Genomic DNA, 22,243 nt, shown 5'->3' on the forward strand with positions numbered 1-22,243 from the left:
GCCGATCAACCAGCCAACGGGTCAATCGGTCAACCCTTCATCTCATTCAACCCAGTTGACGGCCCCGGTCCACGCAGTGACCAGCACGATCACGCCGAAGGCGATGCGGTAGTACGCGAACGGCACGAAGCTGTGCGTGCTGATGTAGCGCAGCAGCCAGCGCACGCAGATCCAGGCGCTGACGAAGGCGAACACCAGACCGGTGGCAAACAGCGGAATGTCGGCCACCGACAGCAGGTGCCGCTCTTTGATGAGGCTGTAGACGCCCGCGCCGATCAGCGTGGGAATGGCCAGGAAGAAGGAAAAGTCGGTGGCTGCCTTGCGCGACAGGCCCAGCAGCATGCCGCCGATGATGGTGGCGCCGCTGCGGCTGGTGCCCGGCACCATGGCCAGGCACTGCGCCAGGCCCACCTTGAGCGCATCCAGCACCGTCATGTCGTCCACCGTCTGCACGCGCGTGCAGGCCGCAGGCCGGCGCTCGGCCCACAGAATGACGAAGCCGCCCAGAATGAAGGTGGTGGCCACCACCACCGGCGTGAACAGGTGCGCCTTGATGTAGGCCCCCACCAGCAGCGCCAGCACCACGGCAGGCAGAAAGCCGACCACCACGTTCAGCGTCAGCATCCGCGCCCGTGCGTCGTGCGGCAAGGCTGTCACCGTGCTGTGAATCTTCTGCCAGTACACCAGGATGACCGCGAAGATCGCCCCCGTCTGGATGGCGATATCGAACACCTTGGCCTTGTCGTCGTCGAAGCCGAGCAGCGCGCCCGCCAGAATCAGATGCCCGGTCGATGAAACGGGAAGGAATTCGGTCAGCCCTTCGACCACGCCCATGACGGCGGCCTTGAGCAGCAAAACAATGTCCACGAGAGCCCTGACTGGAGGATGAATACAACGGGTGCGGATTATCCCTTGCGCATCGGGCCTGGCCTTCGTTGCAGTCGACTTGTCGCGCCGTGTGCCTGCCGTCCGCACCACCGGCTCACCGCTTTGTCGCGCAGGCGTGGCGGGCCGTGCGCAATGCGTGCAGAGTGCAGTTTGACCTTCACCGGAGAACCACCGTGGTCCGTATTGCCCAATCACCCCCTGACTTCGCCACCCATGGCGACTCGCCGGAGCGGCTGGCGCACCGACGCGTGCGCGCCCGGCTCGGCTGGCTGATCCACGCGACCGTCTATGCCGTCGTCAACGGCGCCCTCGCGCTGCACGCTCTGCAACTGGGCCAACCGCTGCACGCCGGCCCGCTGCTGGGCTGGGGCCTGGGCTTTGCGCTGCATGGCGCCGTGGTCTGGCTGGCGTTGCCGGGCAGCGGCTGGCGCGAACGCTGGGTGCAACGCGAGCGCGACAGGCTGGTTGCCCAGCGCGCTGGCCGCTGACCTGACGCCCACCAACGTGCAGGCCACACACAGCCGGCACATCGAGGCGTTCACAATCCCACGACCGACCCACCGACCGACTTGCTTGCCCCTACCGCGGCCATCGTCCTCATGTCACCCTCCTCACTCCACATGCCTGCCCGCAATGCCTTGCTGGCTTGCGCAGTGTCGGTGGCCATTGCCGCCGCCCTCACGCTGGCAGGGCATGGCTCGCTGGATGAAAACCTCGTTTACTCGCTGGGCATCGGCATGGCGTCGTGCCTTTCCATCACCGTAGGCCGGCTGTGGCTGACCCGGCGCCAGGAGATACGGTGGCCGCAAGGACTGCACGGTCTGGCAGGCTGGCTGGTGGTGGTCGCGGGCACGCTGTTCGGCTTCGTGGTCGGAATGGCGCTGGGCCACATCTACAGCGGACGCGAATGGGACCTCGCCGATCTGCTGCGCGGCGAAGGTGGCTCGCACCCGCTGCTCATTACGGCCGCCGCCAGCGCTGCCACCTCGTTCTTCTTCTACAGCCAGGGCCGCTCGCGCTTTCTGATGGCGCGCATCGCCCGGGCGCAGCGCGACGCGGCCGAGGCACGGCTGGCGCTGCTGCAGTCGCAACTGGAGCCGCACATGCTGTTCAACACGCTGGCCAACCTGCGCGTGCTGGTGGCCACCGACCCGCCGCGCGCCCAGACCATGCTGGACCACCTCATCGACTACCTGCGCGCCACGCTCGGGGCCTCGCGCGCGCCGCTGCATCCGCTGGCCGATGAATTCGCACGGCTGAACGACTATCTGGAGCTGATGGCCGTGCGCATGGGCTCGCGCCTGGCGTTCACGCTCGATCTGCCTGCGGAGCTGCAGGCGGTGCCCGTGCCGCCGTTGCTGCTGCAGCCCCTGGCGGAAAACGCCATTCGCCACGGGCTGGAGCCGATGCTGGCGGGCGGCACGATCACCGTGCGCGCCCGCCAGCTGGAGGCCTCCGGCGCATTGCCGGCCCGTGTGGAGCTGACCGTGCAGGACAACGGCGCCGGCCTGGCCGCTGGCAGCACGGCGCCGGCAGCGACTGTCGACGCCACCCGCCACTTCGGCCTGGTGCAGGTGCGCGAACGGCTGGCTACGCTGTTCGGCGACCAGGCCACTCTTGAATTGATAGCAACCAGCGCCGGCGGGACAAGCGCTCGAGTGGTTTTTCCTTTGAATTCCACTTTCGCACAGCCCTTGTCTGACCTCTACCCCACCCCATCGCCATGCCCGCTGCACCCCGCGCCCTGATCGCCGAAGACGAGCCGCTGCTGGCGCAGGCCCTGCGCCAGGAACTGGCCCGCGCCTGGCCCGAGCTGCAGATCGCTGCCACCGTCGGCGACGGCCGATCCGCCGTGCGCGAGGCGCTGGCCCTGCAGCCCGACGTGCTGTTCTTCGACATCCGCATGCCGGGGCTGGACGGGCTCGATGCCGCCCACGAACTGGCCGACGCCTGGCCGCCACCCGGCACGCCCCCAGCGACACCGTTCCCTGCGCTCGTCTTCGTCACTGCCTACGACCAGTACGCCGTGCAGGCCTTCGAGGCCCAGGCCATCGACTACGTGCTCAAGCCCGTGCAGCCGCACCGGCTAGCCCGCACCGTGGAGCGCGTGCGCGAGGCCCTGGCGCGCCGCAACGCCAGCGCCGATGCGGGCGACGCCATGCAAACGCTGCTGGGCCAGTTGCGCGCGCTGACCACGGCCCAGCCCGCGACGCACACGGCGCCGTCCGCACCGCTGCAGGTGCTACAGGCCGGCGTGGGCTCGCAGATCCACCTGGTGCCGGTGCAGGACGTGCTGGTGTTCGAGGCCGCCGACAAATACGTGCGCGTGCTGACCGCCACACGCGAATACCTGGTGCGCACGCCCCTCAAGGAACTGGCAGCGCAGCTCGATCCGCAGCAGTTCTGGCAAGTGCACCGCGGCACGCTGGTGCGCGCAGCCGCCATCGCCACCGCCACGCGTGATGAATCGGGGCGCCTGTTCGTGCAATTGCGCGACCGGCCCGAACGGCTGCCCGTCAGCCGGCTGTACGCGCATCTGTTCAAGGCGATGTAGCTGTCCCAGGCAGAAATTCAAGCCAAATCGGTCTCTAGCGCTTATCCATCAAGCGCAGGCAGCTATATTATTTATAGCGTTTATTAATTTACAGACTGCACGGCCGTGTCGTCGCCGTACAGCCATGGCAAGTCCAGCAGCTTGTCGCCCGCCAGGCGCAGCGCCAGGTCGCGCCCCCAGCGCACCGGGCCCACGGCGTGGAAGATGCGGCCGTTGCGCCGCGACCGCTCCTGCACCCGCGCCACACGCTGCCAACGCCGGGCGGCGTAGCGCTGCAGCCGCTCGGCCATGGGCAGGTCACCCAGCGACAGCGCCGCTTGCAGCGCCGCTGCGTCTTCGATGGCCATGCCTGCGCCTTGCGCGAGATAGGGCCGCATGGGGTGCGCCGCATCGCCCAGCAGCGCCACGCGGCCTTTCGCCATCTCTTGCGCGCCGCGTACCGGCGGCCGGTCGGACAACGGCCAGAGCCGCCAGCCCGTGCCCGCCTGCGGCACGGCGCGCAGCAGGTCTTGCAGCGCCGCGCAGGTGCCGGCCACGGCCGATTCCAGATCGACCGCGTTGGCCGCGTGATCCCAGCCCTCCAGATCGGCCGGCGGCTCGCCATGGCGTATGGCCACCACATTCATCAGCTCGCCCCGGCGCAGCGGGTACTGCACCACGTGCAGCCGCGGGCCCAGCCATGCGGTGACCTGCGCGGTGCGCAGCGCCGCCGGCAAATCGCTTTGCCGCACCACGGCGCGGTACGCCAGGTGGCCAGACACGCGGGCCGGCGCCTCGCCCAGCAACCGCGCACGCGTGCCGCTGTGCAGGCCATCCGCGCCGATCAGTGCGTCGCCCGCGGCGACGTGCCCGCTGGCCAGGCCGACGACGACCTGCCCGCCGTCGTCGCCATGCCGCACGACTGCGTCGCCCAGGTGCCACTGCACCGTGCCGTGCGCCTGCGCGGCAGCCAGCAGCACGCCGTGCAGGTCGGCCCGGTGGATGGTGGCGTAGGCGGCGCCGTAGCGCCGGGCGATGTGCGCGCCCAGCGGCAGCGCGGCCAGCTCGGCGCCCGACAGCGCGCTGCGCACCTGCAGCCGCTCGGGAAACGCCGCCACGGCGTGCAACGCGTCTTGCAGCCCCCAGTCCTGCAGGCGCCGCACCACGTTCGGCCCGATCTGCACGCCCGCGCCCACCTCGGCGAAGGCGGCAGCCCGCTCGAACAGCCGAACCTCGCACCCCGCGCGCGACGCGCCAATGGCCGCCGCCAGCCCGCCGATGCCACCCCCCGCAATCAACACCCACTCGTTTTTTTTCTGCATGCCGCGATTGTGCGGGCGCCCCGTGCTGTGCCTGCTGGCCTGCGTCAAGGAAGACAGCTGCAGGTTCAGAGAGCGCTCAGACCTGGGCGCTGGCCATGGCGCCTTCCAGCGCCTCGGCAGGGCCAGGCCGGCCGAACAGATAGCCCTGGAACCCGTTGCAGCCGTGCAGCTTCAGGAACGACAGCTGGCCCATCGTCTCCACCCCCTCGGCCACCACGTCCAGGTCCAGGCTGTCGGCCAGTGCCAGGATGGTGCGCACGATGGCCGCGTCGTTCGGGTCGGTGAGCACGTCGCGCACGAAGCCCTGGTCGATCTTGACCTGGTCGAGCGGCAACCGCTTCAGATAGCTCAGCGACGAGTAGCCGGTGCCGAAATCGTCCAGCGAGAATCCGACGCCTTCGCTCTTGAGCTGGCTCATGCGGCCGATGGTGTCTTCGATGTCGCCCAGCAGCATGCTCTCGGTGAGTTCGAGCTTCAGGCGACGCGGCTCGGCGCCGGTGACGCGCAGCACATCCAGCACTTCGGTCACGAAGCCGGGCTGGCGGAACTGACGTGCGCTGACGTTCACCGACACGCTCAGGTGGCGCGTGTCGGCATGCCGGCTCCAGCGCACCAGTTGCTCGCAGGCCGACTTCAGCACGAACCGTCCCAGCGGCAGGATCAGCCCAGTCTGCTCGGCCAGTGGAATGAAGTCCATCGGGCTGATCATTCCGCGCCCGGGGTGCGGCCAGCGCACCAGCGCCTCGGCCCCGCAGATGCGGGTGCGCCCGTCCACGATGGGCTGGTAGTGCACGCAGAGTTCGCCCCGGGCCAGGCCCTGGCGCAAGTCGGCCTCCAGGTGCGACCGGGCGTTGGCCTGCGCCTGCATGTGGGGGTCGAAAAAGCGCTGCGTATTGCGGCCGGCGGCCTTGGCCTGGTACATCGCCAGGTCGGCGCGCTTGAGCAGCTCGTCCACACTGCAGGGCTGGTCGCCGAACAGCGTGATGCCTATGCTGGGCGTGCTGTAGTGCTGCTGGGCGGCCAGCTCGAACGGCTCGTTCAGGCGTGCGAGCAGCTTGTCGGCCACGTGCTCGGCCTGCGCGGCAGCGTTGGTGATCACGCCGTCCAGGTTCTCCAGCATGACGACGAATTCATCGCCGCCGAAGCGGGCCACGGTGTCGGTCGCCCGCACGCAGGCCACCAGCCGCTGCGCCACCTGGGCCAGCAAGCGGTCGCCCATGTCGTGGCCCAGCGTGTCGTTCAGGTCTTTGAAGTTGTCCAGATCGATGAAGAGCAAGGCGCCAAGCTGGTTGCTGCGCTGGCAGATCGCGGTGGCGCGCTGCAGCCGGTCCAGCAGCAGGCGGCGGTTGGGCAGGCTGGTGAGCGCGTCGTAGAAAGCCAGCCGCTCGATCTCGTGCTCGGCCTTCTTGCGGTCGGTGATGTCGCGGCACACGCCCAGCACGCCCGTGACGCGGCCATGCACGTCGCGGATCGGGGTCTTGATGGTCTCGAAACAGCCGGCGTAGCCGTCGTCGGCCAGCGTCAGGTCTTCTTCGTACACCAGTGGCTGCCACGCCTCCATGGCGCGCACGTCGAGCGCACGCATGCGCTGGGCTTCGGCCGGCGACCAGAAGTCCTCGTCAGTCTTGCCCAGGATGTCGCGCTCGGGCCGTCCGATGAAGCGCTCGAACGCCGGATTGGCCGACAGATAGCGCCCGTCGGCATCCTTGAGGAACACCATGTCGGGAATGGCGCTCACCAGGCCCGCAAGCCGGCTGCGCTGCTGGTCCAGCTCATGCGCCATGCGGCGCTGCGCGGTCAGGTCATAGGCAAAGCTGACCACGGCCACGACACTGCCGTCCGGGCCGAACTCCGGCGCAAAAGTGGTGTGGCGAAACTGCGGGCCGTCGGGGTAGTCGATGCGGGTTTCAAACACCGCCGACTGGCCGCCAAACGCGCGATGCAGATGCGGCCATGTGCGGTCCAGCACGTCGCTGGGCAGCACGTCTTCCAGCAACTGTCCCTCCAGCGCGCTAACGTCGGTCTGCAGCCAGTCCGCCTGCAGCGGGTTCACGTACAACAGCCGCATGTCGGGCCCGATGCGCGCAACCCCGCCTGGCAGGTTGCGCAGCAGCCCGCCCAGTTGCAGGTCGCGTCCCCGGGCCAGCAACTCGTTTTCGCGCTGTGCGGTCACGTCGGTCGCCACGCCATCCCAGATGACACGGCCATCGGGCAGCTGGCGGGGCGACGAGCTCATTCGCATCCAGCGCACCTGCCCGTCGACGCGCAGCAAGCGCACCACGTTGTCGCTGACTCCCATGGAGCGGAAAGACTGATCTTCCACCAGCCCGTTCGCATTGCGGTCCTCGGGCAGGATGCAGTCGTAGAGCAGCGCCGCATCGCGCAGCACGTCTTCGGCCCGCACGCCGATGAGACGCTCCACCGCGTCACCCACGTAGACGAAGCGGCGGCGGCCGTCATGCTCGCGCACCAATTGGTAGGTCACGCTGTCGGGAAGGTTGCGGCCCAGCAGTTGCAGGCGCATCTCGCTTTCGCGCAACTGGGCCTCGACGTCGCGGGCCCGCACGTAGGGCCAGCGGATGCCGGTGGTGAACATGGCCTGGAACAGCAGGGCGTACGCCAGTACCCGCAACGTGTGCGCCGCCATGTCGCCCGCCTGCGGCCACGCTGGTTGAAGCAGCGCAGCGCCCTGCGCCAGCGCCAGCACGGCAGCAGCCCAGGCCAGCAGGTGGTGCCGCCCCGCGTCCATGGCGGCGCGACCGCGCCAGAGCAGCGCCGCTGCCACACCCATGCACACCATGCTCAGCAGCAGCAAGCCCGTGAGGTGCGCGGAGGGCCATGCCAGCGTGAGCCGATCCGGCAGACCCCCTGCGCCCAGCCACACCAGGCCCAGTGCGAAAACGGCCGCCCCCGCTACCCAGGCGCGCGCCGACCCGGGGGCACGCACGCCCAAGGCGAACAGCAGCAGCGCAATGCTCTCCACCCAGCGCGCGCCAATACTGAAGAACGCTGACACGTGCTCCCGCTCCGGCATCGCCGTGCCACGGCCTTCCGACTGCAACAGCATGGCGTGCAGAAAGCCGCACACGGCTGCCACGGCCAGGCCACCGGCCAGCAAGTGGTTGCGGCGATCTGGCTCGGAGTCGAGCGTATGTATCGACAACGCCACGGCCAGCAAGCCCAGCAGCACGACGACGAGATCAAAGAACGGCTCCAGTCCAAAAAGGCCGTCCAGGCCCGAGCCCAGCAGACGCAGCACCGGCACCAAGAACAGTGCCAGCGCCCCTACGACCAACACGACGGTCAACGCCGGCGCGTTGGGCAACGGCGAGCATGTGTCCTGCGATCGTGGAGACGGTGGGCTCATGAAGGGACGGGGTGGGTAAGCCGGTACATATCGACACAAGTGTATAGACCTCGCCTACCACCCGTCCATCGGCGAATTTGAGGAGCCCACGCGGGAACGGCCTGGTAAGCCGTTCAGTGGCCAATCGTCAGCCTGCCGATACTCTCGCAAACGTTGCCGGCTTACTTTCCCCCACTCCAATCAGCTCAGCAGCTGGCGCAGCACATACGGCAGGATCCCGCCCGCCCGGTAGTAATCCACTTCGATGGGTGTGTCGATGCGTAGGGTGACGAGCACGTTCTGCTGCGAGCCGTCGGCGCGATGGATTACCAGCCGGGCCTCGCTTTGCGGCGCAAGGGCAGGATCGGGCAGCACGTCGATCACCTCATCGCCCTTCAAGCCCAGGGATTCCCAGGAGTCGTCGCCCCGGAACTGCAATGGCAACACGCCCATGCCCACCAGGTTCGAGCGGTGAATCCGCTCGAAACTGCGCGCTACCACCGCTTTGATGCCCAGCAGTTGCGTTCCCTTGGCCGCCCAGTCCCGGCTGGAGCCGGTGCCATATTCCTCGCCGGCGAAGATCACCGTGGGCGTTTCATGAGCGATGTACTGCATGGCCGCATCGAAGATGGGCATCTTGGAGCCTTGCAGCGGTCCGTCGTTCTGGAACAGCGTGACGCCGCCCTCTTCGCGCGACCCGCTGGCCAAAGGCGGAATCATCAGGTTCTTGATGCGCACGTTGGCGAAGGTGCCGCGCATCATCACGTCATGGTTGCCCCGGCGCGCGCCGTAGCTGTTGAAGTCTGCCTTCAGCACGCCATGCTGCAAGAGCCACTGTCCGGCTGGCGAGGTTTCCTTGATGGAGCCGGCAGGCGAGATGTGGTCGGTGGTGATCGAGTCGCCAAACAGCGCCATGATGCGTGCGCCCCGCACCGTTTCAGAGCCTTTTAGGCCTGCAGCGCCCGTCCCATCAGCGCCAACAGCTATCGAATCGATAGCAAACTGGGCGAAGAACGGTGGCTCGGCGATGTAGGTGCTGGCTGGCCAGACATAGGTGTCGCCCGTCACGCCTTTGATGTTGTTCCACAGGGCGCCCGGGTCGGTCTTGACCTTGGCGTAGTTTTCCTTGAACGCCTTGCCGTTCATGGCGTACTTCATCAGCGCCTGCACTTCGTCGCTGGTGGGCCAGATGTCACCCAGGTACACGTCCCGTCCGCCCTTGCCGCGCCCCACGGGCTCGGTCATCAGGTCGCGCAGCACCGTTCCGGCAATGGCGTAGGCCACCACCAGCGGCGGGCTGGCAAGAAAGTTGGCCTTGATGTTGGGATGGATGCGCGCCTCGAAATTGCGGTTGCCCGACAGCACGGCAGCGCACACCAGCTCGTTGCTGGTGATGGCCTCGTTCAGTTCCGCAGCCAGGTCGCCGGAATTGCCGATGCAGGTGGTGCAGCCGTAACCCGCCAGCGCGAAACCAAGCTTTTCAAGATAAGGCAACAGACCGGCCTCGGTCAGATATTCGGTGACGATGCGCGAACCCGGTGCCAGTGATGTCTTGATGTGCGGCTGCACTTTCAAGCCCGCCTCGACGGCTTTTTTGGCCAGCAGACCTGCCGCCAGCAGCACGCTCGGGTTGGAGGTATTGGTGCAACTGGTGATGGCGGCGATCAGCACGTCGCCATTGCCAATGGTGGGATCGGCGCCTTTGGCGGGCACCCGCACGGCAGCATCAGCATGTTTGACAGCCAGCTGCGGCTTGTTTTGCTCCATTTCCACCAGGAAGCGCGGGCCCCCTTCAGGCGCTGGTTTCTCTGCGGGTGGGCGGGCGACAGGCTCTTCGCTCTTGCGGTGGATCTGGTGGCGTGTGTGCAGCAGATCGGCCGGCCGGTTGAATCCGTTTTCGCCGGCGGGCAATGAGAACAGCGACGCGAACTGGCCCGCCACCTTGCCCAACTCAATGCGGTCTTGCGGCCGCTTGGGGCCGGCCAAACTGGGCGTCACGTCCGCCAGATTCAGGCGCACCACCTGCGAATAGTCGATGTCGCCGTCCTGCGCCACGCCGAACAGGCCCTGCGCTTTGAAGTAGGCCTCGAACGCTTCGATCTCGCCCTTGGTGCGGCCAGTGCCCTTGAAGTACTCGATGGTCTTTTCATCGACAGGAAAAAAGCCCATCGTGGCGCCATATTCCGGCGCCATGTTGCCGATGGTGGCCCGGTCGGGCAGCGACAGGGTGCGGGTGCCTTCGCCGAAGAATTCCACGAACTTGCCCACCACTTTGTGGCGGCGCAGGATTTCCGTCACCGTCAGCACCAGATCGGTGGCCGTCACGCCCTCTCGCAGCCGCCCGGTCAATTCAAAGCCCACCACGTCAGGCGTCAAGAAGTACACCGGCTGGCCCAGCATGGCCGCCTCGGCCTCGATACCGCCCACGCCCCAGGCCACCACACCAATGCCGTTGATCATGGTGGTGTGGCTGTCCGTACCCACCAAAGTGTCGGGGTAGTACACGCCGTCTTTCGCACGGTGCACGCCGCGCGCCAGATATTCAAGATTCACCTGGTGCACGATGCCAAAGCCCGGAGGAACCACACCGAAGGTGGCAAATGCCTGCATGCCCCATTTCATGAATTCGTAGCGCTCGCGGTTGCGCTGGAACTCAAGTTTCATATTCAGATCGAGCGCCTTCTTGGTCCCGTAATAATCCACCATGATGGAGTGATCTACCACTAGGTCCACCGGCACCAGGGGTTCGATCTTTTTAGGATTCTTTCCCAGCTTGAGCGCAACGCTGCGCATGGCTGCCAAATCCGCCAGCAACGGGACACCCGTGAAATCCTGCAGCACCACGCGAGAAACGACAAAAGGGATTTCATCGGTGCGCGCAGCATGCGGCTGCCAATGCGCCAATTGATGCACATGCTCGGCGGTGACTTTGCGACCATCGCAATTGCGCAGCACCGATTCCAGCACGATACGCAGAGATACAGGCAGTCGGCTCACCGATGGAAACTGCTTGGCCAGCGCGGGCAGCGAATACAGATGGCCCTGCTTGCCAGAGGCGGTCGTAAATGGCTGAAGCGTGGAAGAAAACGCGTGAGAAGGGGCGGCGGTCGTGGTCATGATGTGCTCCTGTGGGGAAAAGAAGACTTCTGAGTTCTGGCGCCTATTCTGGCAGCGCCCCAAACCGTTGCCATTTAAGGGTCTTATGAAGACAGGAGCAGGTCATAAAACCCCATTAACCTCACACTCGCAACCACTTGGGAGAGTGCGAAGGTCCTGCCTCAGCGAGGCCCTCACAAAGAAGCGTGTCGGATGGCAACCCTGTTTTGGCGCCTTCAACACAGTCAGCCATTGTGCAATGCTTTCTATGACGCCTGTGTCAGCGGGCATGCCGCACAGGCTGCCACGACGGCGTTCCAGTCAGCAGTGCGTTCATTTCGCGCAGGCTCCAAACAAAAAAGCCTGCAGTTGTCTGCAGGCTTTTCAATATCGGGCGCAAGAGACCCCCGATAGACGCCGCACGAACGCATCATGCGGCTGCCATGATTCCGTTAAATGACGAATTTCTCGCGATTTTCGTTTTGAATCCACTTTGGCGCTTTACCGCGGCCGGTCCACGTCTGGCCCGTGGCAGGATCACGGTATTTAGGAGCCACCTTGGTGCCACTGGTAGAAGAGCGCGTCGAAGAACGACCAGCAGGGAATACGTCTTGTGCGGTCAAGCCATATTCAGCAATCAGGCCACGCACTTGCCCAATGGCGTCCGACAATTCACGGCGCCGGGCCTCGCCGATTTGCTGCTCAAGCGCTTCGCGCTGCTTCAAAAGGTCTTTGTAGCTGGTAGTCATAGTGGAATGTGCCGCACAAAATGAAGATAAGGCTAAATTATAGGAAAGAATCTTGGTAGTTTGAAGTCCACTGCGATAGAAAATGAAAAGATCTGGCCTAATCCACCCCGAGGCAACCGCAGAAAACGCGAAAGCTTGGGACGAATGACGACGCAACACTCGGCCATTTATATGCCCCAAAAGTCGGTCACATAGACGCCAGTCTCCGTTTCGAACCCTTGGCTGGTGAAACGCCGTGAAGAATATGGCGTGCTACGGAATGGCGCGCAGGCAATAGCGCAAAATGGTTCACTTTCATCCTGAACGCGATCTGCGATGGCTATCTACTGTATTGGCGACGTGCAAGGCTGCGATGCGGCGCTTGAGAAGCTTCTGTATCGCATCGATTTCTCCGCAAGCCGTGACACCATTTATTTACTGGGCGATCTCGTGAATCGCGGCCCTGCATCGGCCGACGTTTTGCGGCGATGCATGAGGTTGGGCGACAGTGCCCGCGCGCTTTTGGGCAATCACGATCTGCACCTGCTGGCCGCTGCCCACGGCGCCCGCAAACCGTCGCGCAAAGACACGCTGGACGACGTCCTTCAGGCGCCAGACAGAGCCATCCTGCTCGAGTGGCTGCGCCAGCAACCGCTGGCGAGAACATTGACGCTCGGTGAAGACAATTTGCTGATGGTGCACGCAGGTGTGCTGCCTGATTGGACGAGTAGCGATGTGCTGGCTTATGCCGGCGAAGTGCAATCAGTGCTGCGTAGCTCCGATCTGTCCGAATTTCTGCACACGATGTACGGCAACACACCTGACCAGTGGAATGCCGACCTTCAGGGCACCGACCGGCTGCGCGTGATCGTCAATGCGTTGACCCGTCTGCGCTTTTGCACGCCGGAGGGCGTGATGAATTTCGACAGCACGGAATCGGCAGCACAGCCGCCCGCAGGCCTCGTGCCGTGGTTTGAAGCCCCGGAACGCCGTACCCAAGGCACGTTGATCGCGTTCGGGCATTGGTCAACCCTGGGCTGGCTCGAGCGGCCCCACCTGCTGGGGCTGGATACGGGTTGCGTCTGGGGCGGCTGCCTCAGCGCGGTGCGCTTCGGTGCCTCGTTGGCCGACCGCGAACACCTGAAAGTGGAATGCGAGCCGTCGCAGACACCAGACTGAAGACAGCCGGGCCGCACCTGGCACGAGCGAACCAGCGCAGCAGGACGAAAAGTGGGGCGAGACGACCTCGGCGCGAGGTCACTCCCCTTCCAAATCAAGACTGCTCGGACGTCTCTGGCAGCGGCGCCTTGAAAAGGGCAGCTACTTTGCGCTTGTGCTTGATGTTGGCGGAAATACCGCTGCGCGAGGGCTGTGCCTTTGCTGCGGCTTCCCAGCCTGGTGCACCGTCGACTGCATTACCCGTAGCCTCGTACGGCTTGTCAAAGAATGGGTCGCGTGCAGGCGCCGACTGGCGGTAAGTGCGCGCTTCGCGGCGCTCGCGGCCACCACCATTGCCGCCCTCTTCCTCTTCACGCCAAGCACGACGGCCATCGTTGAAGCGGCCGGTGGGGCGCTCTGCCTCGAATTCGACGGGTTCGAGTTCGATCTTCTTCTTGATCAACTTCTCGATGTCGCCCACCAGACGAGCGTCGCTACTGGACACCAGCGTCACGGCCAGGCCTGATGCGCCAGCACGACCCGTGCGCCCAATGCGGTGCACGTAATCTTCAGCGTTGAACGGTACGTCGAAGTTGAAGACTGCCGGCACATCCTTGATGTCAAGCCCGCGCGCGGCCACGTCGGTACACACCAGCAGGTCGACTTCACCCTTCTTGAAAGACTCCAGGGCCTTCAGGCGTTCGTCCTGGCTCTTGTCGCCGTGCAGTGCCGTGGTCTTAAGCCCCTCGCGCTCCAGCGAGCGTGCCAGGCGTGCGCACCCCAGTTTGCTGTTCACGAAGATGAAAGCCTGGCGTATGCCACGATCCTTGAGCACCTTGTGGATCACGCGGCGCTTGTCGTCGTCCGAAGCGGAATAAAAGCGCTGCTCGACAGTCGACGCGGTTTCGTTCGGGCGGGCGACTTCGATGGTCACCGGGTCTTGCAGATAGCTGCTGGCCAGGCGTTTGATCTCGGGCGAGAAAGTGGCCGAAAAAAGCAGGGTCGTGCGTTGCTTGGGCAAGTACGACAGGATGCGCTGCAGGTCGGGAAGGAACCCGATGTCGAGCATGCGATCGGCCTCGTCGAGCACGACATATTCGACCTGGTTCAGCACTGCGTTCTTGGCTTCGATGTGGTCCAGCAGACGACCTGGCGTAGCCACCAGCACTTCCACGCCCTTTTTCAGCTCAAGCGTCTGCGGCTTCATGTCCATGCCGCCGAACACCACCGTGCTGCGCAGCTTGGTGTGCTTGGCGTAGAGCGCGATCTGCTGTGCCACTTGATCGGCCAGTTCGCGCGTAGGCAGGAGCACCAACGCACGCACGGGGTGCCGCGCAGGCGAGGTCGAGCTGTTTTCGTGCTTCATCATTCGCTGAAGCAACGGTAGCGAAAAGGCAGCCGTCTTGCCGGTGCCGGTCTGGGCTGCACCCATCACGTCTTTGCCGGTGAGCACGACGGGAATGGCCTGCGCCTGAATGGGCGTCATGAACTCGTAGCCCATGTCGGCCACGGCGCGCGCCAGCGGCTCAGCCAGCGATAGATTGGAAAAGGAACTTGTCATTTGAGCCTTCTATTGTCGCACCAGGGCGTGACAAGGCCATGTTTTGATGAAAACGCGGCCTCACAGCGCGTGCGGGCGTTGTAAGGACACCCTTATTTAGCTATTAAATATATAGCGCATTGCGCTTGATACATAAGCGATCTGGGCATTTTTCATGCCCAATCGCCGTGTTCACAGCCGCACTAGAGCGTGCGGGCAGAAAAGGTATCGCAGCCTTTGACGCTACCGTTCTTCAACCCGGCATGGAACCAGCGCTGACGCTGCGCGCTGGACCCGTGGGTGAAGCTGTCCGGCACGACCGCGCCGCCGCTGGCCCGCTGCAGCGCGTCGTCACCAATCTTGGCCGCCGCGTTCATCGCTTCTTCCACGTCGCCTTGCTCCAGAATCTGCCGCGCGCTTTGAGCATGGTGGGCCCAGACGCCCGCAAAGCAGTCTGCCTGCAACTCCAAGCGCACCGACAGCTGGTTGTATTCCGTCTGACTGACTCGGCCGCGCATCTGGTCGACCTTGCCGCTGATGCCCAGCAGATTTTGTACGTGGTGGCCCACCTCATGTGCGATGACATAGGCCTGGGCAAAGTCGCCGGGCGCACCCAGCTGTGTCTTCAATGTTTGATAGAAGTCCAGGTCGATGTAGACCTTGTGATCGGCCGGACAGTAGAAGGGCCCCATGGCAGACTGCCCGGTACCACAGGCCGTCGGCGTGCGCCCCCGGAACAGTACCAATCGTGGCTGTTCGTAATTGCTACCGCCCTGGCGGAAAATGCCGCCCCACACATCTTCGGTATCGGCCAACACCGTGGATACGAACCGGGCCATCGTGTCGTCTGCGGGTGGGCGTTGCACAGGGGCTTGCTGAACCTGCGCCGGAGCGCCACCGCCACTGAGCATTCCCAGCAGGGTCAGCGGGTTGATGCCGAAGATCCAGCCGCCCAACAATGCGATGACGATCGTGCCAATGCCGATTCCGCGGCCTCCGAAGACTGGGAACCCGCCACCTCCGCCGCCACTGCCGCGCCGGTCTTCCACATTGTCGGATTCACGATTGCCTTCCCACTTCATGCCAATGCTCCCTTACGCCTCGCAAGGCGCCCTAACCATAAGACACGAATACTAAATCGGGTGCCCGCCGGAACTGCTTTGCGCGTCCGACAAAAGGCGGTCAATCTTCATTCAGTGCAAACTTTCATGCTCAGGCGGCAAGGAACACATCGGGTGCGCCAACCATGGGCCCCAAGTGGCCTCAGGGGGGCTCATTGCGCCATGTTGGCAGGATGCCGATCCACTGACGAGCTTGTTTGCAGTGGTGCGGTCGCCTGCTTGGCCGCTGCCTGCTCCACCTGCCGACTGACCACCACACCCACCGCAGCCAACTGCATCGCGATCACCACGGCTCCGGCACCCAGCACCCACGGGCGGGATGATCCTGCATGCACGTGCTGAGATTGTTGTTGGGCAGACAAGTTGATGGTAGGCATCGAGCATTCCTCGTGATTGGCGATGCTGAGAATGCTAGGGCGAGGTTTGAGCCGCTTCTTGCAGCCGTTCCCGAAAGGATCTGTAGGACGGATCCTTTACGGCCGGCTTCAAACGAGACGCGCGCAGCCCTTTCGCTTCAAGCCGTCACATCAGCTGTTTCGCGCAAACGGCGAAGAGCCAACGAAGTACGGGGCCAGCTCGGTGGCAAGGGCGTGCAGTTGAGCGTCACCTGTAAAAGCCCAGGCACATTCCAACTGCTCGGCGGCGTATCGCCGATCACCCAGCATCATGGCAGCGCTGACGCACTTGCCGTGCGCGGCCATTCGCAGCAGAAATCCGTCCAGTGCATGGGCCGGCCAGTACGCTTCAGTACAGCGGGCCCAACCAGGCTGATTGCCAGCCGGGGATGTTTGCGACATCGAGGCCAAGTCGGAGCGACCGGAACGGGTAGCAGGCATGTAAGCAGCAAGCATGGCGACTCCTCAGTCGTTTCGAACCGTCCAAACAACGCTTTCGCGGCGTTCAGAGAATGAGTCCAGATGCTACATGGCGTAAAAGTCTTGCCTGTTGCGAACGCACGCAATCGCCTCGTAGGACGGCGCCTTAACCTCGGCGACTCGCAGCCGATACGTCACGCCTTTGGTAACGTGACGCCGACTTGCCCCTGGTACTTGCCGCCACGGTCCTTGTAGCTGACATCACAGACTTCGTCGCTTTCAAAGAAAAGAACCTGGGCACAGCCTTCCCCTGCGTAGATGCGAGCTGGCAAGGGCGTGGTGTTGCTGAACTCAAGAGTCACATAACCCTCCCATTCCGGCTCGAACGGCGTGACGTTGACGATGATGCCGCAGCGCGCGTAAGTGCTCTTGCCCAGGCAGATGGTCAGCACATTGCGCGGGATCCGGAAATACTCCACCGTGCGTGCCAATGCAAAGCTGTTGGGCGGAATGATGCAGCTGTCCCCATGAAAATCGACAAAGCTCTTCTCATCGAAATTCTTCGGATCGACCACCGTGCTGTGGATATTGGTGAACACCTTGAATTCCGGCGCACACCGAATGTCGTAGCCATAGCTGCTGGTGCCGTAGCTGATGATCTTGCGCCCCTCCCTTTCCCGGATCTGGCCGGGCTCGAACGGCTCAATCATGCCGGTCTGCTCTGCCATGCGGCGGATCCACTTGTCGCTTTTGATGGTCATTGGGTTAACTCCTGTCCGACATTCTAGGTGGGCGGGAGAACCATCAAAAACCATAGCTGCCTGCGCTTATCTAGCAAGCGCTACAGGCTGATAAGACTAAGCAATCACGGTGCGCTCTATCACTCGGTCATCGCCCAGCACGATGAGAGCGAACAACAGTTCATCCAGGCTGTTGGCCTGTGCCGTTCTGCGGGCAAGCAACGGCGTCGCCTGTGGGTTGAGCACCACGAAGTCGGCCTCGGTTCCCGGCTGCAGAGTGCCGACCACACCGCCCAACCCCAATGCTTGCGCAGCACCTCCGGTGTGACGCCACCACAGCTCCGAAGGACTCAGACTCAATCCGGGCTTCGTCTGCCCTTCGCGGCCCACGTAATAAGCCGCGAGCATCGTGTGGAACGGGTTGAAGCTTGTGCCGCCTCCCACATCGCTCGCCAACCCATGATGGAAGCGGATGCGTTGCGCGCCTTCGTAATCGAAGAAGCCGCTGCCGAGAAATAGGTTGCTGGTGGGGCTTACCGCTGCGGCCGTTCCGGTGTCGCGCATGAGCGCACGGTCGGTGTCATCGAAATGAATGCAGTGGGCGTAGACGGCCCGCTCACGCATCAATCCGAAGTCGTCGTAGATGGAGAGATAACTTCGCGCTGCGGGGAACAGCTCTCGCGCCCAGCGCACCTCGTCCAGGTTCTCTGCCACATGGGACTGAATCCACACGTCAGGATATTGCGCTGCCAGCTCGCCCGCACCGCGCAGCTGTGCCTCGCTGCAACTGGGGGCGAAGCGTGGCGTGATGGCATAACCCAACCGGTCTTGGCCGTGCCAACGCTGGATCAGTGACTCGGTGTCGATCAGCGACTGCTGGGTGTCGTCCCGCACGCCGTCGGGCGAATGGCGATCCTGCAGCACCTTGCCGGCAATGAGGCGAAGGCCGCGCTGTTGCGCTTCAGCCATCAATGCGTCGACTGAAGCAGGATGCGACGTGGCGAACGTCAAAGCGGTGGTGACCCCATTCCGGAGCAACTCATCGACGAAAACGGTCGCCACTTCAGCGGCGTAAGCCGGATCTGAGAAGCGGGATTCGTGGGGGAAGGTGTAGTTTTCGAGCCAGGGAAGCAGCCCTTCCGCAGGCGAGCCGATGACATCGGTCTGCGGGAAGTGGACATGCATGTCGATGAAGCCGGGGGCGATGATGCGGTTGGGCCAGTGAGTGACTGGGTGATCGGCAAAGTCAGCGCACAGGCTGCTCCAAGCACCCGCAGCGATCACCCGGCTGGCGTCGGCGACGCGACTGGAGACCACTAACAACCCGTCTGGCTCGTAGATCGGCGTGCCGTGGGCATCAAAGCGCAGCAGCGCGCAACGGTAGAGATGCATATGCAGTAACTTATTAAAAATCGGAGCGTCCCGGAGGCATCATCCGCAACCGCAAATCGGGGCCGATGGCTTCGAAACCTAGTAAATCCAGGGTCTGTGCCTCCGTCAGCTGGGAGAGAACGGGTAAATCTGCAATGCCGAGGCCACTTCCCAACAATTTGGGGGCGATGTAGAACAGAAACTCATCTACTAAGCCCTGCGCGATCAAAGTGCCATTCAAGGTTGCGCCAGCTTCCACATGCAGCTCGTTGATCTCCCGCCTTCCCAGATCAGCCAGCACCGACGGCAGATCGATTCGTCCAGCGGGGCCGGCCATCTGAATCAATTCGGCCCCTCTGGCTTCCAATTCTGCGGCGCGCATCCCTGAAGCGACCGCGGTGTAGATCAGCACCCTTCTTTGGGTATTGAATAGCTTAGCGCCGGGCGGCGTCCGCAGGGCAGAATCGAGCACCACCACAGCCGGTTGCCGCGGCGTTTCCATCTCGCGAACGTCCAAGCGTGGATCGTCACTCAACACCGTACCCACACCCGACAGAATCGCGCACGCTCTTGCACGCCACGCATGGCCGTCCGCCCTTGCCGCGGAAGAAGTAATCCATTGGCTTTGGCCGTCGGCCAGCGCGGTACGCCCGTCCAACGACGCTGCTGCTTTGAGGCGGACCCAGGGAGTACCGCGCACCATACGACTGAAAAACCCGAGGTTCAGCTCGCGCGATGCCTCTGCGCCAATGCCTACCTGAACCTCTACTCCATAGCTGCGCATCCGGTCAAAACCCCTGCCAGACACTAAAGGATTCGGGTCGGCGATAGAGGCAACTACACGGGAGATGCCGGCGTTTAGCAGAGCATCACAGCAAGGGCCGGTTCTGCCGTGGTGAGAACATGGCTCAAGCGTGACGTATGCCGTAGCGCCACGAGTATCGACACCTCGCGCAGCAGCATCACGCAATGCCATCACTTCCGCATGTGCTCCTCCAGCCTGCTGAGTTGCTCCCTGGCCGAGCTCCACGCCGCCTGCACTGACAATCACGCAACCCACCCGCGGGTTCGGCGATGTGCACCACAACGCTTGGCGCGCCAAATTGAGGGCCTTCTCTATGAAATGGTGGTCATGATTGAAGGGGGGAGCGATCGTCATGCCGAGATTGTGCGCCGACCGGTCGTCTCTGAATGCCAAACGGCGCAGTCATAAACAACCCTGCGCTTTAACATCGGGTCATGAATCAACACCGCTGGTTACAACCATCGTGTCGTCTGCCTCGCAAGTGGGGCGATGCGTCAGGTTTCACTTTGATTGAAGTACTGGTCGCCATTGTCGTGCTGTCGTTCGGCATGTTGGGCATGGTCGGTGTACAGGCCTTTGCACTCCAAGCCAATCGGGACGCAAGGCTGCAAAGCCAAGCTGCCAGCCTTTCTCGCGAGCTAGCGGAGATGATGCGCGGCAACAACATCGTCGCTGTCAAGACCAGCGCGACAGATAACCCCTATCTGCGAACGAGCTCTACGGCAATTCCTGCTGACAGCTGCCTGGGCGTGGCCAACAGCAGCTCCGGATGCAGTACCGCCAAGGACGTTGCCGAGTCTGAAATGATGGACTGGCTCAGCCGGGTCAACACGGCACTGCCCGGTGCGGTCGTGGTCGTGTGCTTCGACAAGACTCCATACGATTCAGACGGCCTCCCCAAGTGGAGTTGCTCAGAGCCCACCGGTAGTTCGGACCCGGATCGCATTGCCATGATAAAGATCGGCTGGACACGTAACTCCTTGGACCGCACCAAGACCGGGGTGGATGCCATCGAACGAGCTGACGCCAGCAGTAGTTCCAGTCGTCCCATCATCGTGACGTCCGTGACTGGCGGGAATCCACTCTCAACCGCAACGCCATGACCACCAATTTTCGGCTTCATTTGGGTGCCCGGCCTGGGCGCCAACAAGGCCTGACGCTTATCGAGCTTATGGTTGCCATGGCGATCAGCTTGGTGGTGGTGTTGGCTGCCACAACCGCGTTAGTGATTTCTCGCCAAGGTTTTACCAATGTGGATGCGTCAGCCCAGTTGCGCGACAACGCGAGGTTTGCAGAAGACATCATTCAACGCCTCGGAGTCCAGGCTGGCTTTGAAGATCTGTTCCACGCAGCATCGAGCCCACCACCCAAAACTGCGGGCCTCGACTCAACAACGGTGCCCAACGTTTTCGTCTACGGGTTTAATAATCGGGCTAGAGGCGCCAGCCAGGGTTGGAGCGAAGCCAATTCAGCAGCAAGAACTAGCGGAAGTCTGGGCTACGGCAGCGATATTCTGGTATTGCGGTTTCAGCCGAACGTTTCCAATTCAAAAAGTAACGAATCTGATCGCGCACTGATTGATTGCGCTGGCGAACAGCCCACTCAGGTTCCCACCAGCCGTTATGACCGGATTACCAGTGTTCTGCATGTAGCTACCAGCAGCGCCGGAGAGCCCGCGTTGATGTGCACGAGATGGTCGAGTGGTGGAACCATTGATACGCAGCCGCTCATAAGCGGCGTCGAGAATTTCCAAGTTCTCTATGGAGTGGATGGCATCGGCCCAAGCAACAGCACCATTCCAGCAACCTCGACTGCCGACAGCGTGGTTGACCGCTACCTCCGCGCCGACCAACTCACGGTGTCTGACGAATCGGTAACCGCCGCTAATTGGCAGCGAGTGAGGAGCATCCGGATTGGACTGGTGCTGCGCGCATCGCCCGGCACGGCCGTGGACCGAACCACGCAGACGTTTTACCCCCTCGGGCCTGCACCCCAGGCGGCCAACGGCACCGCAGGAAGTATGTTTGCCAATAACTCTGCTGATCCGGGATCAGTTTTCACACCAACTGCCGATGGACGTTTGAGGCAAGTATTGACCTTCACGGTGCATCTGCGCAATCCCCAGGGAGAACTCTGAAATGCAAGCTTTCACTATCCAACGTGATCGCGGCGTGCGGACACCATCGCCTCGGTACAAAAATCAGGGCCTCTCGCTCGTCGTCGTGCTGCTTATCTTGGTGGTGGTATCGATTCTGGGTGTAGGCGGCATCCAAATTTCGATGCTCGGCGAGCGAGCCACTCGTAATGACCGTGATACGCAAATCGCATGGCAGTCTGCGGAAGCAGGCCTGATTGATGCAGAGCTGGACATTCTCGGACTTCCTGCAACTTCCACAAGCCGCGGCGCCATCTTTAAACGGGGTCAGACCGACGCTGCCAAGTTCGCACCGGGTTGTTCGGCTAACGCGGCGACCTTAGGTCTTTGTTATTCGCTGCCAACTAATACGCTGCCTGACTGGTTAGCAGTAGACCTTGCCGAAAGCGGAAGCGGTACTAGGTCGGTAGCACTGGGTACGTTCACCGGCAGGACGTTCCCTACCGGCTCATTGGGCACTCAACCCGCTGCCAAACCGCGTTACGTCATCGAATTGGTGGAGGAGCCCGAACTGGAGACGACTACAGCAGTACAGAACCGCAACTACCTGTATCGCGTTACCGCCATCGGTTTTGGACCCAGTGCCCACACACGGGGCGTCGTACAAATGATTTACCGGAATTGA

Annotated in this window: 19 protein-coding genes; 7 read left to right on the plus strand and 12 right to left on the minus strand. The window is 63.2% G+C overall.

Annotated features, from left to right (window positions below; all coding sequences use genetic code 11):
- Window positions 1–42: 42 nt before the first annotated feature.
- Window positions 43–867, minus strand: a complete 825-nt coding sequence (locus RQI28_RS05570; protein WP_311221624.1) for an undecaprenyl-diphosphate phosphatase — start codon at window positions 865–867, stop codon at window positions 43–45.
- A gap of 194 nt (window positions 868–1,061) precedes the next feature.
- Between RQI28_RS05570 and RQI28_RS05575 the strand changes: the two genes are divergently transcribed.
- From RQI28_RS05575 to RQI28_RS05585, 3 genes are all read left to right on the plus strand, one after another.
- Window positions 1,062–1,376: a 2TM domain-containing protein gene (locus tag RQI28_RS05575; protein ID WP_311221625.1), complete on the plus strand. Its 315-nt coding sequence runs from the start codon at window positions 1,062–1,064 to the stop codon at window positions 1,374–1,376.
- A gap of 132 nt (window positions 1,377–1,508) precedes the next feature.
- Entirely contained in the window at window positions 1,509–2,636 is a 1,128-nt protein-coding gene (locus tag RQI28_RS05580) for a histidine kinase (protein WP_311221626.1), read from the plus strand.
- Window positions 2,612–3,442 carry a LytTR family DNA-binding domain-containing protein gene (locus RQI28_RS05585; RefSeq protein WP_311221627.1) on the plus strand — a complete coding sequence of 277 codons (831 nt, stop codon included), beginning with the start codon at window positions 2,612–2,614 and terminating at the stop codon, window positions 3,440–3,442. Before RQI28_RS05580 ends, RQI28_RS05585 begins: the two co-directional genes overlap by 25 nt.
- Before the next feature lie 83 nt (window positions 3,443–3,525).
- On the opposite strand, the gene RQI28_RS05590 is transcribed toward RQI28_RS05585, so the two are convergent.
- The 4 genes from RQI28_RS05590 to RQI28_RS05605 form a co-directional block, all read right to left on the minus strand.
- Window positions 3,526–4,743 (minus strand): FAD-dependent monooxygenase, encoded by a 1,218-nt coding sequence (locus tag RQI28_RS05590; protein ID WP_311221628.1) that lies wholly within the window; start codon window positions 4,741–4,743, stop codon window positions 3,526–3,528.
- Between the two features lie 76 nt (window positions 4,744–4,819).
- The gene (locus RQI28_RS05595) at window positions 4,820–8,110 is read right to left on the minus strand and encodes an EAL domain-containing protein (protein WP_311221629.1); all 3,291 of its coding nucleotides are present in this window, start codon (window positions 8,108–8,110) and stop codon (window positions 4,820–4,822) included.
- 180 nt (window positions 8,111–8,290) lie between these two features.
- Window positions 8,291–11,206 carry an aconitate hydratase gene (locus RQI28_RS05600; protein WP_311221630.1) on the minus strand — a complete coding sequence of 972 codons (2,916 nt, stop codon included), beginning with the start codon at window positions 11,204–11,206 and terminating at the stop codon, window positions 8,291–8,293.
- Between the two features lie 431 nt (window positions 11,207–11,637).
- Window positions 11,638–11,934 carry an H-NS histone family protein gene (locus RQI28_RS05605; RefSeq protein ID WP_311221631.1) on the minus strand — a complete coding sequence of 99 codons (297 nt, stop codon included), beginning with the start codon at window positions 11,932–11,934 and terminating at the stop codon, window positions 11,638–11,640.
- A gap of 315 nt (window positions 11,935–12,249) precedes the next feature.
- On the opposite strand from RQI28_RS05605, the gene RQI28_RS05610 reads away from it, so the two are divergent.
- Entirely contained in the window at window positions 12,250–13,092 is an 843-nt protein-coding gene (locus RQI28_RS05610) for a symmetrical bis(5'-nucleosyl)-tetraphosphatase (RefSeq protein ID WP_311221632.1), read from the plus strand.
- Between the two features lie 94 nt (window positions 13,093–13,186).
- On the opposite strand, the gene RQI28_RS05615 is transcribed toward RQI28_RS05610, so the two are convergent.
- The 7 genes from RQI28_RS05615 to ribD form a co-directional block, all read right to left on the minus strand.
- On the minus strand, window positions 13,187–14,632 hold the full coding sequence (locus RQI28_RS05615; RefSeq protein WP_311221633.1) for a DEAD/DEAH box helicase: 1,446 nt from the start codon (window positions 14,630–14,632) through the stop codon (window positions 13,187–13,189).
- Window positions 14,633–14,814: 182 nt separating this feature from the next.
- Window positions 14,815–15,693 carry a neutral zinc metallopeptidase gene (locus RQI28_RS05620; protein WP_311221634.1) on the minus strand — a complete coding sequence of 293 codons (879 nt, stop codon included), beginning with the start codon at window positions 15,691–15,693 and terminating at the stop codon, window positions 14,815–14,817.
- A gap of 191 nt (window positions 15,694–15,884) precedes the next feature.
- Entirely contained in the window at window positions 15,885–16,109 is a 225-nt protein-coding gene (locus RQI28_RS05625) for a hypothetical protein (protein WP_311221635.1), read from the minus strand.
- Window positions 16,110–16,259: 150 nt separating this feature from the next.
- Window positions 16,260–16,583 (minus strand): hypothetical protein, encoded by a 324-nt coding sequence (locus tag RQI28_RS05630; RefSeq protein WP_311221636.1) that lies wholly within the window; start codon window positions 16,581–16,583, stop codon window positions 16,260–16,262.
- 158 nt (window positions 16,584–16,741) lie between these two features.
- Entirely contained in the window at window positions 16,742–17,308 is a 567-nt protein-coding gene (gene dcd / locus RQI28_RS05635) for a dCTP deaminase (RefSeq protein ID WP_311221637.1), read from the minus strand.
- 96 nt (window positions 17,309–17,404) lie between these two features.
- Window positions 17,405–18,679 carry a guanine deaminase gene (gene guaD / locus RQI28_RS05640; protein ID WP_311221638.1) on the minus strand — a complete coding sequence of 425 codons (1,275 nt, stop codon included), beginning with the start codon at window positions 18,677–18,679 and terminating at the stop codon, window positions 17,405–17,407.
- A 13-nt stretch (window positions 18,680–18,692) separates the two neighbouring features.
- Window positions 18,693–19,817: a bifunctional diaminohydroxyphosphoribosylaminopyrimidine deaminase/5-amino-6-(5-phosphoribosylamino)uracil reductase RibD gene (gene ribD / locus RQI28_RS05645; protein ID WP_311221639.1), complete on the minus strand. Its 1,125-nt coding sequence runs from the start codon at window positions 19,815–19,817 to the stop codon at window positions 18,693–18,695.
- A gap of 80 nt (window positions 19,818–19,897) precedes the next feature.
- Here ribD and pilV point away from each other — a divergent pair, with 80 nt between their 5' ends.
- The 3 genes from pilV to RQI28_RS05660 are packed head-to-tail and all read left to right on the plus strand — an operon-like array spanning window position 19,898 to window position 22,243.
- Window positions 19,898–20,566, plus strand: a complete 669-nt coding sequence (gene pilV, locus RQI28_RS05650) for a type IV pilus modification protein PilV (RefSeq protein ID WP_311221640.1) — start codon at window positions 19,898–19,900, stop codon at window positions 20,564–20,566.
- Window positions 20,563–21,600, plus strand: a complete 1,038-nt coding sequence (locus tag RQI28_RS05655) for a PilW family protein (protein WP_311221641.1) — start codon at window positions 20,563–20,565, stop codon at window positions 21,598–21,600. Before pilV ends, RQI28_RS05655 begins: the two co-directional genes overlap by 4 nt.
- A gap of 1 nt (window position 21,601) precedes the next feature.
- On the plus strand, window positions 21,602–22,243 hold the full coding sequence (locus tag RQI28_RS05660; protein WP_311221642.1) for a PilX N-terminal domain-containing pilus assembly protein: 642 nt from the start codon (window positions 21,602–21,604) through the stop codon (window positions 22,241–22,243).

It is taken from the genome of Acidovorax sp. WCS2018Noco2-16, assembly GCF_031843945.1.
GTDB lineage: Bacteria > Pseudomonadota > Gammaproteobacteria > Burkholderiales > Burkholderiaceae_C > Paracidovorax.

Bases quoted from the DNA above. Each gene is read 5' to 3' on its own strand.
- RQI28_RS05580 (WP_311221626.1), top strand. From the start codon at position 1,509: ATGCCTGCCCGCAATGCCTTGCTGGCTTGCGCAGTGTCGGTGGCCATT.
- RQI28_RS05585 (WP_311221627.1), top strand. From the start codon at position 2,612: ATGCCCGCTGCACCCCGCGCCCTGATCGCCGAAGACGAGCCGCTGCTG.
- RQI28_RS05590 (WP_311221628.1), bottom strand. From the start codon at position 4,743: ATGCAGAAAAAAAACGAGTGGGTGTTGATTGCGGGGGGTGGCATCGGC.
- RQI28_RS05595 (WP_311221629.1), bottom strand. From the start codon at position 8,110: ATGAGCCCACCGTCTCCACGATCGCAGGACACATGCTCGCCGTTGCCC.
- RQI28_RS05600 (WP_311221630.1), bottom strand. From the start codon at position 11,206: ATGACCACGACCGCCGCCCCTTCTCACGCGTTTTCTTCCACGCTTCAG.
- RQI28_RS05605 (WP_311221631.1), bottom strand. From the start codon at position 11,934: ATGACTACCAGCTACAAAGACCTTTTGAAGCAGCGCGAAGCGCTTGAG.
- RQI28_RS05610 (WP_311221632.1), top strand. From the start codon at position 12,250: ATGGCTATCTACTGTATTGGCGACGTGCAAGGCTGCGATGCGGCGCTT.
- RQI28_RS05615 (WP_311221633.1), bottom strand. From the start codon at position 14,632: ATGACAAGTTCCTTTTCCAATCTATCGCTGGCTGAGCCGCTGGCGCGC.
- RQI28_RS05620 (WP_311221634.1), bottom strand. From the start codon at position 15,693: ATGAAGTGGGAAGGCAATCGTGAATCCGACAATGTGGAAGACCGGCGC.
- RQI28_RS05625 (WP_311221635.1), bottom strand. From the start codon at position 16,109: ATGCCTACCATCAACTTGTCTGCCCAACAACAATCTCAGCACGTGCAT.
- RQI28_RS05630 (WP_311221636.1), bottom strand. From the start codon at position 16,583: ATGCTTGCTGCTTACATGCCTGCTACCCGTTCCGGTCGCTCCGACTTG.
- dcd (WP_311221637.1), bottom strand. From the start codon at position 17,308: ATGACCATCAAAAGCGACAAGTGGATCCGCCGCATGGCAGAGCAGACC.
- guaD (WP_311221638.1), bottom strand. From the start codon at position 18,679: ATGCATCTCTACCGTTGCGCGCTGCTGCGCTTTGATGCCCACGGCACG.
- ribD (WP_311221639.1), bottom strand. From the start codon at position 19,817: ATGACGATCGCTCCCCCCTTCAATCATGACCACCATTTCATAGAGAAG.
- pilV (WP_311221640.1), top strand. From the start codon at position 19,898: ATGAATCAACACCGCTGGTTACAACCATCGTGTCGTCTGCCTCGCAAG.
- RQI28_RS05655 (WP_311221641.1), top strand. From the start codon at position 20,563: ATGACCACCAATTTTCGGCTTCATTTGGGTGCCCGGCCTGGGCGCCAA.
- RQI28_RS05660 (WP_311221642.1), top strand. From the start codon at position 21,602: ATGCAAGCTTTCACTATCCAACGTGATCGCGGCGTGCGGACACCATCG.